Raw genomic sequence first — 12,076 nt, forward strand, 5'->3', positions numbered from 1 at the left:
GGCTATTCTTCGATAAGTTTGATGAATTCTTCGACTAAGTGAGAGAGGCTGAAGGGCTGGCCAGTCACCTCGTTGTACTGATGAGGCACGAAGTTGTCGATCAGACCACGCAGGTGACGAGCGAACATACCCGTATTCTGCTCAGCGACGATGACCTTCTTGTAACGGCGCAGTACCTCCTCCGTATTCTTAGGCAGAGGGTTGATGAAAGCGAAGTGGGCATGAGCGATCTTGTAGCCCTGCTCACGTACCTTATGGGAAGCTTCGTAGAGGTGCCCGTAGGTACCGCCCCAACCGACGATCAGCGTATCGGCATCCTGATCGCCTTCGACCTCAAGGAGAGGGAGCTCATTAGAGATGTAGTCAATCTTCTCCTGACGAGTCTTGACCATGAGGGCATGGTTAGCAGCGTCCGTGCTGATAGCACTGGTTATGAAGTTCTTTTCAAGACCACCGAGACGGTGCTCAAAGCCTGGGGTACCAGGTACAGCCCAGTAGCGAACCTTTGTTTCGGGGTTGCGGAAGTACGGACGCCAGCCTTCAGCAGCACCTTCGGGGAGCTTAGATACGTAGTTAGGCTCGATAGTAGGCAACTCGTGGAGGTCGGGGATTCGCCAAGCAGAAGAACCGTTAGCGACGAAGGTATCCGTAAGTAGGATAACTGGGGTCATATGCTCAACGGCGATCTTAGCAGCCCAGTAGGCATAGAGGAAGCAAGTATCAGGTGTCGTCGCAGCGAGGACGGGGATAGGAGCTTCACCGTTGCGGCCATAGAGTGCCTGCATCAGGTCGGTCTGCTCACTCTTCGTAGGAAGACCTGTCGAAGGACCACCACGCTGTACGTCGATGATGACCAGAGGAAGCTCAGCCATCACAGCCAGACCAATAGCTTCACTCTTCAGGGCAAGACCAGGACCAGAGGTAGTCGTCACAGCGAGGTCACCAGCAAACGAAGCACCGATAGCGGTACAGATACCAGCGATTTCGTCTTCTGCCTGGACGGTCTTCACCCCAAGAGCCTTGTGCTTAGCGAGCTCATGCAGGATATCCGTAGCAGGAGTGATAGGATAGCTACCGAGGAAGAGTTCGAGACCAGCTTGCTCAGAAGCGGCGATCAGCCCGTAAGCTGTAGCCTTGTTACCATTGATATCGAGGTAGCGACCTGGTACAGGCTTCTGCGTTTCGATGCGGAAGATGCTGGCAGAAGCGTGGGTATTAGCACCGAAGTCAAAGCCGTGGTTCAGCGATGCGATGTTAGCATCACGGAGCTGAGGCTTCTTACCGAACTTACGGTCAAGGAACTGCTCTGCGGGGCCAAGAGGACGATCACAGATCCAGCAGATGAGCCCAAGAGCAAACATGTTCTTGCATCGGAGGGCAGACTTAGCGTCGAGGCCAAAGTCCTTAAGACCTTCCTTCACGATCGAAGAGATCGGAGCAGGGATGACCTGCTGAGTCTTCAGTCCGAGTTCTTCGAAGGGATCTTCAGTCAGGAACTCAGCCTTACGCAGGTCGTTGGCGGAGAAGGAGTCTGTGTCGATGATGATGATCGAGTCCTTCTTAAGGTATTTAACACTAACCTTAAGAGCGGCAGGATTCATCGCCACAAGAATATCCGCATTCTCACCTGGAGTACGTACCGAGCGAGAGCCGATCTGGACTTGATATCCAGATACACCACTCAGGGTACCCTGTGGGGCGCGGATCTCAGCGGGGAAGTCGGGGAGTGTCGAGATGGTGTTCCCCGTCATGGCGGAGAGGTCAGAGAAGATCGTCCCTGTGAGCTGCATACCGTCCCCCGAGTCACCGGAGAAGCGGATCACGATGTCTTTAAGGGTTTTGACCGCTTTCTGTTCGTCCATAGCTTTACTACTACAAATTATATAATACGTATGTTAGCACGGCCAAAGCCACCCATGGGAGGTTGTGTCTTCTGGTGAGGAATAGTACCGTTAGTGATAGAGGACATGCCGCGCTGCCATTGCTTATTTTGTTCTGCAAATGCAAAGCAAAGCTAACGAATAAAGTACACCCCACCAAACCCCTACTTAATTAACTATTTTCATAAGCATAGGGGATGCATCCCCTCCTTCACAAGGCGATAGCAGCTACTGACTGAGTAGCCAGCAGAGAGCTTCGGGCATCCCTATTAGAAAGCAGCCTCCAATAGTTCTTAAACTCCTTAAAGCAGGGACTGTAAGTGAGGAAAATAGGTCATTAAATTAGCGACAGCTCACTATACATTGGCTCATTAAATCCCTCTTTTCTTCAGGCTTTAAGCCCCGATTCATAAGGGATACCCTCCCCTATTATTGAGGTCTGTTTCTAACCAATAGTGGTCAGCGGGCGAACCTATATGAGTACGTGGCTAGAGCTATATTAGGTCGTTACTCCACGTAGGGATAAAAGTTGTGGACGAGTGGCAGATAAGTTTGGGCTACGTACGTGGATCTAATATCTACGTACGGGGATATTTAGATTTACGTGCCTGGTCTTTAAGACTACGTGCATAGACAGAGGGAAACCACTACGTGAAGGCACTTTTTCCTTCACGAGAAGGACACTTTTCCCTCCGCTGAATAAGAGGAATACGCGCGATAAGGCGAAGGGCTTGTGTAGCACTTCAGAGAGATATGTCGGGGAGCTGGGCGTGCGATGTCGTAGCACACACAATAGAGGGCAGTACTCTCGGCAACAGTCTCATACGGGTTTACCCCTCATACCACTATTGGTTTGCCCCTTGCACCAATACTGCTTTGATCGTAGACCTCTATTGGTTTGAAGCACCACTCAATAGCGACGCATCAAACGACCTCCGCAAATACAGCGGCCTTCATCATAGGATCACCTCAAGTCCATCGTACTTTTTCAGTCCAAGACTAACCAAATCTTGGTATCTTTGCCTTGGACATCGACCAAAAGGCTCGGAATTGGACTCCACCTCAGCAGGAAGTCGATCCCCATATATTAATATGAATAGCGATAGCATAGTCATTATACCCACCTACAACGAGCGGGAGAACATCGCTCAGATGATCGACACCGTACTCGCACTCCCCCAGCCCTTCCACCTGCTCATCGTCGATGATGGATCGCCCGACGGCACCGCAGCCATCGTCAGAGAGAAGCAAGCAGAATATCCTGGGCGGGTACATCTCCTGGAGCGCTCGGGCAAGCTCGGGCTCGGCACAGCCTACATCGCTGGATTCCAGTGGTCACTACAGCACGACTACGAGTATGTCTTCGAGATGGACTGTGACTTCAGCCACCCTCCGATGAAGCTACTGGAGCTCTATAAGGCATGTGCCGAAGGAGGAGCAGATGTAGCCGTTGGTTCACGCTATACCCGTGGTGGCCGTGTGAAGAACTGGCCGCTGGATCGCATCCTCATGAGCTATGGGGCTTCGCTCTACGTGCGCCTCATCACCTTCATGCCTGTCAAGGACTCGACGGCTGGCTTCGTCTGCTATCGTCGCCGAGTACTCGAGACGATGGTCCTTCCCGAAGTACACTTCAAGGGCTATGCCTTCCAGATCGAGATGAAGTACACCGCCTACTGTCTTGGCTTCAAGATCAAGGAGGTACCCATTACCTTCGAGGATCGCGTGCTGGGGACTTCGAAGATGAATACCTCGATCTTCAAGGAGGCTTTCCTCGGGGTCTTCAAGCTCCGCTACTGGCACTGCTTCAAGGGCTTCCCCAACAAGAATACTCACAGCACCAACGCCTAACCCCCCATACACTATGCAGCTCCACAAGGCTTGCAAGCGATCTCTGCTTGTACTCCTCACGGCTTGTGCCCTTCCCGCCCTCAGCATGGCACAGCAGGCACCCGAGGATCAGCTACTCCGCCTCATCAAGATGCCCCTGAAGAACATCTTCGTGGAGTATCCGAATAAGACGAGTCACAATATCCTCGACAGCCTCGATGCTCGCCTCACTCCACGTGACCTGCACCCAGCTTTCTATGGCTCCTTTGACTGGCACAGCTCAGTACATAGCCATTGGATGCTCGCCGAGATCCTATCGACTTACCCCGACATCTCTGCGCGAGGCGAGATCATCGCAGCCTTTGATGAGCACTTCACTGAGGAGAAGATGCGTGGAGAAGCGGCTTACTTTGACCGTAAGCTCTCGGGCAACTATGAGCGTACCTATGGCTGGGCATGGCTTATAAAGCTCAGCGAACAGCTACATCACCTCGCTGAGCATAGTGCAGATAAGGCTCTGCAAGAGAAGGCTAAGAGCTGGGCTACTCATGTCGATATCCTCTCGGACAAGATCGTCGCAAAGTGGAAGGCCTACCTGACTAAGATGACCTACCCCAACCGCATCGGCACACACTCCAACTCCGCCTTTGCACTCGCCTTTGCTATTGACTTTGCCCGTGCTCGTGGCGACAAGGAGTTCGAGCAGGCCCTCATCGCCAAAGCGCGTCAGCTCCACCTCGGCGACAAGAAGGCACCAGCCGAATGGGAGCCTAATGCTACTGACTTCTTCTCCCCTACGCTGATGGTAGCAGACCTGATGACGCGTGTACTCCCCCAGCGAGAGTATGTACGCTGGCTCTCGACTTACTTCACGCCACAGGGCATCAACCGCCTCTGCGAAAAGCCCGTCGTCAGCGACCTCACCGACTACACCATCGTGCATCTGGTGGGTCTTGCATATACTCGTGCTTGGACGATGGCTCGCATCTCTGGCTACCTGCCCCAGGGGCATCCTCTCAAGGCACGCTTCGCTCGTGCGTCAGCTCAGATGTATGTCCACGGGATGGATCAGATCTTCCGCTCTGACTATGGTGGTGACCACTGGCTGGCGACTTTTGCCCGCTATGCAGAGGAGGTGATGAAGGCCAATAAGATCAAGCACTAAGCTCAAGGATACGCCCTACCCATGCGCATCAGTAAGATAGGAGAGCAGTGGGCCCACGGCGGAGGCGCATGGCTCAATAGACACAGCAACGTCCGCACGGGGATGATCATCGCATCGATCATCTTCATCATCGTCTCCCTCTGGGCATCAGACCGCTTGGTCACTCGTATGGCAGAGGCTGAGCGTCTGAATATGGAGATCTGGGCTAATGCAACTCAGGCCACCACGACGAACGATATCAACACCACCCTCATCTACCTCTCGCGTATCCTCCAGTCCAACCCTTCTATCCCGACCATCATCACGGACAAGGAGGGGCGCATCATCAGCTACAATAATATTGAGCTACCAAAGGAGGATACGGAGAAATTCCTCTATCAGAAGCTGGCGGCCTTCCGCACAGGCTACCCTCCTATCGTCATGGAGGGGCTTACCGATCCGCTCTACCTCTACTATTCCGATAGTAAGGTCCTCCAGCAGCTACACATCTTCCCCTACATTCAGCTCGCTGTCTTCTTCCTCTTCCTTGGTGTCGCTATCGTGGCTCTCGTTAGCTTGAAGAAGTCAGACCAGAACCGCATCTGGGAGGGACTGGCTCGTGAGACAGCGCATCAGCTGGGTACTCCTACCTCGTCGCTCATGGCATGGAAGCAGTACCTTGAGAGCACGGGGACCGAAGAGATGGTCACCAACGAAATGGAGAAGGATATCGAGCGCCTCGGTATCATCGCTGACCGCTTTCAGAAGATCGGTTCGTCTCCCAACCTCAAGTCGGCTGACCTACAAGAGGTCGTCTTGCGTGCCATCCACTACATGCAGCCACGTATCTCTCCTCAGGTAGAGCTCATCCCTCCTACATCACTGGACGAAGCTATCGTTGTGAAGCTCAGTGAGCCGCTGATGGCATGGGTCTTCGAGAATCTCATCAAGAACGCCGTCGATGCTATGGAGGGTAAGGGGAAGATCACGCTCCAGTACATACTCAAAGATCAGTGGGTCTACATTGATGTCACCGACACGGGTAGAGGCATCCCCAGAGGGATGCACCGCAATATCTTCCGCCCTGGGGTGACGACTCGTCAGCGTGGGTGGGGGCTCGGTCTCTCTCTGGCACGCCGTATCGTCGAGGATTATCACCGCGGGCACATCTATGTCAAGCACTCTGAGCTGGGAGTAGGCACGACCTTCCGTATCGAGCTCCGTCGCGAGATGGAGTAGCCACTACCCCTGACACCATTATTACGAAGCAACGATGGCAGAGCAACTCCACCTCCAAGCAACTTCTCGAGAAGAACGCTATCAAGAGCTCTATCCCCAACTACAAAGCCTCACTTGTCGGGAGACTAATCTCATCGCAAATCTTGCCAATACAGCCGCAGCACTGCGCTGGGCCTTCGACTTCTTCTGGGTCGGCTTCTACTTGGTGGAGGGAGATGAGCTGGTGCTTGGGCCATTCCAAGGAGATATTGCTTGCACACGTATCGCACGAGGTCGAGGGGTCTGTGGTGCGAGCTGGCAGACGGGGAAGACGCTTGTCGTCCCCGATGTAGATGCCTTCCCTGGGCATATCGCCTGCTCCTCTGCGTCTCGCTCCGAGATCGTCGTACCGCTGAGAGATACCGCAGGAGAGATCGTGGGCGTCTTGGATATCGATAGTGATCAGCTCTCGGACTTCTCGGAGGAAGTAGATCGCCCCGCCCTTGAGCAGATCGCTCTGCTCCTGGCTCCCCTATTCTCCAAGGCGAAGCAGTGAAGTCCACTTCATCCCTCACACGCTCCTACCGAGATCCAGCAGCCCCCCTACACCTTTGCTGGACACTACCGCCCTCGAAGAGCCTTTGGGCAAGAGCCCTCCTACTTGACGCGCTTCGTGGCAAGCTCCCGCACTTCAACTTTGCCGAAGGTACTCCACTGGATATCTTAGCTCTTCACGCTGCGCTCCGTACTTACCAAGAGGGAGCGGAGGAGATCAATGTCTCAGAGTCAGGCACGGCGATGCGCTTCGTCTGCGCTTATCTTGCACTCACCGCCCAGCGCCCCGTGAGGCTCTATGGTACGGGACGCCAGCATGAGCGACCGATCGCTCCTCTGGTAGAAGCCCTACGCAGCCAAGGTGCGAAGATCACCTACCTAAACTATGAAGGCTATCCCCCGCTACTCATCGAGTCCAGCACCTTCGCTTGGCAGGGCTGTGAGCTGGATGCTTCTTCCAGCTCTCAGTATCTGAGTGCCCTCCTACTTCTTGCGCCAAGGCTTTCCACAGGCTTTGAGGTCGACACACGGCGCTATGGCCTTGCCTCTCGCCCCTATGCGCTGATGACCATAGCCCAGCTCCGAGAGCAAGGCTTCATCTGGGAGGAAGCGTCCAGCGGGCTCTTCCGCTATCGAGGGAAGATGGAAGAGGATAGCTGTAGTACATCGCCCCATGATCAAGGCTACGAAGCAGACTGGAGTGCAGCATCCTATGCCTATGCACTCCTCAGCCTCTTGCCCGTAGGCTCTACCATCGAACTCTCGGGACTCGCACTCCCCTCCCTGCAAGGGGATGCGGCCTATCTTGTACAGCTCTTTGAGCAGCTGGGTGTTCATACCGAGAAGACCGAAGCAGGGATACGCATCACCCATAACGTAGAGGAAGCCAAGCGTGCGCACTTCACAGCGCACATGAGCGACTGCCCCGATCTCGTCCCTGCCGTCGTCGCTGCACTCGTCGGTCGAGGTGAAGCCTTCACGCTCTCGGGAGTAGCTCATCTTCGTATCAAGGAGTCCGACCGCCTCCAAGCGCTTGCTGACGAGCTGGCGAAGCTCGGTGTCAAGCTCACCCTTGGCCCCGATAGCCTCAGCTGGGACGGCAAGACACCGCTCATCGCTCACGGCTCGACACCGACGCTATCACCACATGGCGACCATCGTATAGCCATGGCACTCACACTACTTGCGCTTCGCGTCCCTAAGCTTCGGATGCAAGAGCCCGAAGTGGTAGCCAAGAGCTTCCCAGGCTTTTGGCAGGAAGTCGCTCCCTGCATCATACAGCAGACCGAATAGAGGAAGCGAGCAAGACAAACAAAGCAGCGCCCCCTTAGCTCGTGGCTAAGGGGGCGCTGCTTTATATGTTATGTTCGTGCGAGAGCTTAGGGAGCATCAGGAGCGAACATAGGGTCCCAAGCGGGGAGCTGTACGGGCTTCGTCTTCAAGAGGTCAAGCACCTTCTGCGTAGCGTACTTCTTGTTCACTACAAGACGGAAGGTGTAGGCATCGAACCACGCATCTGTCATGATGATATGGCCCTTGACACCCGTCTTCTCACCCCAGCTATTCTCGACCTTCCACTTCACGGGCTTACCCGAAGCATCGAGGTCAACAGCCTTGAGAGTCATGGCGTGCGTCGAGCCACTGTCGAAGGTCTGGATGCGCTCAGCCTTGTCCATGTCGAAGGGATAGCCGAGGAGCGAAGCGTAATCGTAGTTATCAAGAGCAGCGATACCCTGAGAGCGATCCAGCTCACGGCCGACGTCGCAGGAGTAGTACATCATCGTATTGTCCTTGAGCGAAGCGATAGCCATCTGCTTGATCTCGTCCATGGGGAGGTTGACATACGTCCAGTTCTTCCCATCATAGGCGTGACGGTCGTACTCGATCTCATAGACCTTGTAGTAAGGGCGAGAGGGATCATTCATCAGCATGACGAATTGGCCACGGAGGTCAGCACCGACGAAGCGCTCATAGAAGGACTGAGGCGTATAGGTCTCGGTAGAGATCGCCTTGCCGTCCTTATCCTTCAGCGTATAGGTGAAGGAAGTGGGAGGGACGCCGAGGTTGAGGCTCAGGAGGCGGTAGACCTTCTTCAGACCGTCCTCCTTACGCTTGCGAAGCTGAGCGAGTGATTCGCCCTTCTCGGAAGCCTTACGTAGCTGGATCCCCGTCTGACGGAGCGTGCGTGCGAGCATCTTACCCAGCAGCTTGGTATTGCTACTCGAGGCGGTCTCGGGCATGACCTCAGCAGGTACGACACCATACTTATAGAGGTTGTCGGAGATCCCCGTGAACTGGCCACCGTCATTGATGGGGTTCTTGAAGAGCCACTCTACTTTCGCATCATTGATAGGGAGCTTACGTGTCTCGATGATCCCCTCGAGGAAGAGATTGGACTTCTCAAGCTGGTCCCAGAAGAAGGAGTAGCTCTGCGAGAAGAAGAACGTACCCGACTTCTCGCGAGTCATCAGCTGAGCGCGCAGGACATTGAGCCCCGTGAAGAGCCAGCAGCGTCCGCTCTGTTTCTGGTCGGTGATACCAGAGCTCTGGACCTCGACGGAGAACTTATCTTCGATCGAGCGTGGACGCTGATTGTTGATGAAGAAGTCCTGCATCCCTTGTACGGCGATGGCGTTGTGGAGTGCCTTCTCGGTAGAGGACTTAGGCTCACTCTGACGAAGCTCTTCGAGGAGCTTGGGGGTGATAGCACCGTCCTTGGAACTCTGGGCATGAAGCACAGCCGTAGAGGCACCAAAGCTAAGGAGAAGCGCTAATGAAGTCGTTAGGACTGATTTCATAGGTCTTATTATATATGAAGTATGCGAGGTTAGGGGTTCTCTTCCTTATCGAACCACGAGGCGTACATCTGGTAATTGTTGGCAATGCGCTCGTTCAGCTCACGCCCTTGCTCGGGGGAGACCTTCTTGACGAGCTTAGCTGGTACACCAGCCCACAGGGTGTAGGGCTCGATGATGGTCTTGGATAGGACGACCGAGCCTGCAGCTACGATAGCCCCTTCGCCGACGACGACATCATCCATCACGACGGATCCCATACCGATGAGGGCGTAGTCACGGATATGGCAGCCGTGGAGCGTGACATTGTGCCCGACAGAGACATTGTCGCCGATCTCGATGGTGGACTTCTGATAGAGGGTGTGTAGGACGGAGCCGTCCTGGATATTGACGTTGTTGCCGATGCGGATGGAATTGACGTCACCGCGGAGGACGGAGTTGAACCAGATACTGCAGCCCTTCCCGAGGACGACATCTCCGACGATGGTAGCGTTGACAGCGAGGAAGCAGTCCTCACCGATCTGAGGCGCGATGCCTCGTACAGTCTGTATGAATGCCATGATGCTTATTGTTATTGCTTAGCTACGCAAAGATAATGAATCCCTGGGGCAAAGGATAGATCTCACAAAGCTCACACAGGGCTCCTTATCCCCGACCCGCCACAACGGAATTACAGAGAAGTATTCCTTTAACTATCACCGCAAGGAAGAGTATCAACTGCGCAGCGCGTTCTCTCCCTCCCTGGGAGATATTCTATAGGAGGTACTAGGAAATACTTCAATCCATGTACGTAGTCTTAAAGTCTACGCACGAGATGCCTATTATCCATGCACGTAGTTCTTAAGACTTCGTACATAGACAAAGCTCTTGAACTATAGCTTGCGAGCTTCCAGCAAGAAGAGATAAAGCTTTACCCAGGGAGAGAAGTAACGCTCCGTCAAGGGGAATAGCGAGCCCCTCATAGGAGATATGCCCTCACTGCAATATAACCCCATCTTATTATACTACCTTTGTAGCGCTCGATGAAGAGCGACAATGCTACGAAGACAATGCTTATACGACGACACGTACTCCTCCTCACCCTCAGTAGTATGAGCCTCGCGGCTCCCCGACTGGCAGCACAGCAGGTACAGCCTACGACCGACGAGGTCGCCCTCCAAGCCTTCGCCCTGGACAGCCTCGTGGCTCAAGGGACGGACTACTATACCCCTACTCCCGTCTCTTCGCCTCTCCTCCTGGAGCTTCTCGCCGTAGCCCCCAGTCTCTCTCAGCAGCTCCTGCAGTACTATCAGGCGGGAGGGACCAACCCCTACCAGTCTACCCTCCCCTTCATCAGCCCCACTCTGAGGAAGAAGAAGACGAAGAGCCTGCTTGACTTCTCTCCCGTCTCGGGCACCGGCCTTGAGCTTTCAGCCCCTGAGCTGAGCTTCCTCCCCTCGACATCTGGCCCGACCTTAGAGCACCTTCCTATTGACCTCTCGGGGCTCAATAGCTACAGCTACGGACTCCGCCAGCGTATGCTCGCGCATATCCTGCCCTCGGGAGATGGTATCAGTGGACGAGTGTTCAGCTCGAAGCCCAAGACCCTCGTGCTGACACGTCCCAGCTTCGAATCCGCCGAACGTGCCCTCTCCGAATACACCAAGGAGACCCCCACGCTGGGTATACAGCTGCCCCAGGATCTCAGCCTGTCAGTCCTACAGCAGCGCCACTGGATCCCCGCACTGGAGAGTAGCATACAGTTCTCACAGAATCACGTATCGGACAACTGGTACAAGGGCGGTGCCTCCAACCTCAACCTCTTTATGAGGACGTACTTCGGGCTACGCTACGTCACCGAGCGTGTCCAGTGGACCAACGAGATAGAGAGCAAGCTGAACGTCTACAGTGCCGAGAAGGATAGCGTGCATCGCTACCGCATCGCAGATGACCTCTTGCGCCTGCGCTCCAACTACGGTCTGAAGGCTTGGAACAAGATGTACTATACCATCGACGCTGAGCTCCGCACGCAGCTCCTCCACTCCTATCTGGAGAATATGCGCAGCCTGCAGTCCGACTTCCTCGCTCCGTACACGATCAACGTGGGGCTCGGGATGAAGTATGACTACTCGATGAAGTCCACAAGAGTCTATGGCCGCTCCTTCGACCTCTCGATCAACGTCGCTCCACTCTCCTACACCTTCCGCGCGACAAAGGATAGCCACATTGACTTAGGGCGTCACGGCCTGAGCCCCGACAAGCTCTGGTATCAGCGCATCGGCTCCACGATCCGTGCGAACTGGCAGTGGCGCGTGAATATGAACCTCACCTGGACCTCACGACTCTACTTCAACACCTCCTACCAGCAGGTCGAAGCCGAGTGGGAGAACACGCTTGATATGGCGCTGACGCGCTTCTTCTCCACGCGCCTCAATCTCAACCTCCGATACGACGATGCCGTGCGTCCCGCATCAGGATGGAATAAGCACCTCCAGTACAATGAGCTCCTGAGCTTCGGCTTCAACTACCGCCTCTGAGCTGGAGTCCTCCACAAGACTTCCTCCACACCATACCAAGTAGCCCTCCCCATCATCTTGCTTAGCAGTGATGGGGAGGGCTACTCTCTTATACATGCTCACAATAAGAAGAAGTGTGCAAGACTAAGCAAAAAGCCG

At 54.6% G+C, this 12,076-nt stretch carries 9 protein-coding genes; 6 read left to right on the forward strand and 3 right to left on the reverse strand.

Annotation, left to right across the window (positions count from 1 at the left end; genetic code table 11):
* Positions 1–2 precede the first annotated feature (2 nt).
* Positions 3–1,862, reverse strand: a complete 1,860-nt coding sequence (locus HMPREF1323_RS05415; protein WP_044124073.1) for a 2-oxoacid:acceptor oxidoreductase subunit alpha — start codon at positions 1,860–1,862, stop codon at positions 3–5.
* Positions 1,863–2,972: 1,110 nt separating this feature from the next.
* Between HMPREF1323_RS05415 and HMPREF1323_RS05420 the strand changes: the two genes are divergently transcribed.
* From HMPREF1323_RS05420 to HMPREF1323_RS05440, 5 genes are read left to right on the forward strand one after another with little or no spacing between them, the layout of a single operon-like run.
* Positions 2,973–3,731, forward strand: coding sequence for a polyprenol monophosphomannose synthase (locus HMPREF1323_RS05420; protein ID WP_009433205.1), 759 nt, complete (start codon positions 2,973–2,975; stop codon positions 3,729–3,731).
* Between the two features lie 13 nt (positions 3,732–3,744).
* A complete protein-coding gene (locus tag HMPREF1323_RS05425) occupies positions 3,745–4,875 on the forward strand; it encodes a DUF2891 domain-containing protein (protein WP_009432991.1) in 1,131 nt (376 codons plus the stop codon).
* Between the two features lie 21 nt (positions 4,876–4,896).
* Positions 4,897–6,093 (forward strand): sensor histidine kinase, encoded by a 1,197-nt coding sequence (locus tag HMPREF1323_RS05430; protein WP_009433125.1) that lies wholly within the window; start codon positions 4,897–4,899, stop codon positions 6,091–6,093.
* 34 nt (positions 6,094–6,127) lie between these two features.
* On the forward strand, positions 6,128–6,628 hold the full coding sequence (locus HMPREF1323_RS05435; RefSeq protein WP_009433180.1) for a GAF domain-containing protein: 501 nt from the start codon (positions 6,128–6,130) through the stop codon (positions 6,626–6,628).
* Positions 6,625–7,920 (forward strand): 3-phosphoshikimate 1-carboxyvinyltransferase, encoded by a 1,296-nt coding sequence (locus tag HMPREF1323_RS05440; RefSeq protein ID WP_009433168.1) that lies wholly within the window; start codon positions 6,625–6,627, stop codon positions 7,918–7,920. Before HMPREF1323_RS05435 ends, HMPREF1323_RS05440 begins: the two co-directional genes overlap by 4 nt.
* 86 nt (positions 7,921–8,006) lie before the next feature.
* Here the strand turns inward: HMPREF1323_RS05440 and HMPREF1323_RS05445 are convergent, their stop codons facing one another.
* Together HMPREF1323_RS05445 and HMPREF1323_RS05450 are read right to left on the reverse strand one after the other, a co-directional pair.
* Positions 8,007–9,425, reverse strand: a complete 1,419-nt coding sequence (locus tag HMPREF1323_RS05445) for a C1 family peptidase (protein ID WP_009433107.1) — start codon at positions 9,423–9,425, stop codon at positions 8,007–8,009.
* A 29-nt stretch (positions 9,426–9,454) separates the two neighbouring features.
* Positions 9,455–9,982, reverse strand: a complete 528-nt coding sequence (locus HMPREF1323_RS05450) for a gamma carbonic anhydrase family protein (protein ID WP_009433152.1) — start codon at positions 9,980–9,982, stop codon at positions 9,455–9,457.
* 489 nt (positions 9,983–10,471) lie between these two features.
* On the opposite strand from HMPREF1323_RS05450, the gene HMPREF1323_RS05455 reads away from it, so the two are divergent.
* Positions 10,472–11,938, forward strand: a complete 1,467-nt coding sequence (locus tag HMPREF1323_RS05455; protein WP_232203989.1) for a DUF3078 domain-containing protein — start codon at positions 10,472–10,474, stop codon at positions 11,936–11,938.
* Positions 11,939–12,076 lie beyond the last annotated feature (138 nt).

Source organism: Porphyromonas sp. oral taxon 279 str. F0450, assembly GCF_000292995.1.
GTDB lineage: Bacteria > Bacteroidota > Bacteroidia > Bacteroidales > Porphyromonadaceae > Porphyromonas > Porphyromonas pasteri.

Coding starts and splice junctions, on each gene's coding strand:
- HMPREF1323_RS05415 (WP_044124073.1), bottom strand. CDS start 1,862: ATGGACGAACAGAAAGCGGTCAAAACCCTTAAAGACATCGTGATCCGC.
- HMPREF1323_RS05420 (WP_009433205.1), top strand. CDS start 2,973: ATGAATAGCGATAGCATAGTCATTATACCCACCTACAACGAGCGGGAG.
- HMPREF1323_RS05425 (WP_009432991.1), top strand. CDS start 3,745: ATGCAGCTCCACAAGGCTTGCAAGCGATCTCTGCTTGTACTCCTCACG.
- HMPREF1323_RS05430 (WP_009433125.1), top strand. CDS start 4,897: ATGCGCATCAGTAAGATAGGAGAGCAGTGGGCCCACGGCGGAGGCGCA.
- HMPREF1323_RS05435 (WP_009433180.1), top strand. CDS start 6,128: ATGGCAGAGCAACTCCACCTCCAAGCAACTTCTCGAGAAGAACGCTAT.
- HMPREF1323_RS05445 (WP_009433107.1), bottom strand. CDS start 9,425: ATGAAATCAGTCCTAACGACTTCATTAGCGCTTCTCCTTAGCTTTGGT.
- HMPREF1323_RS05450 (WP_009433152.1), bottom strand. CDS start 9,982: ATGGCATTCATACAGACTGTACGAGGCATCGCGCCTCAGATCGGTGAG.
- HMPREF1323_RS05455 (WP_232203989.1), top strand. CDS start 10,472: ATGCTTATACGACGACACGTACTCCTCCTCACCCTCAGTAGTATGAGC.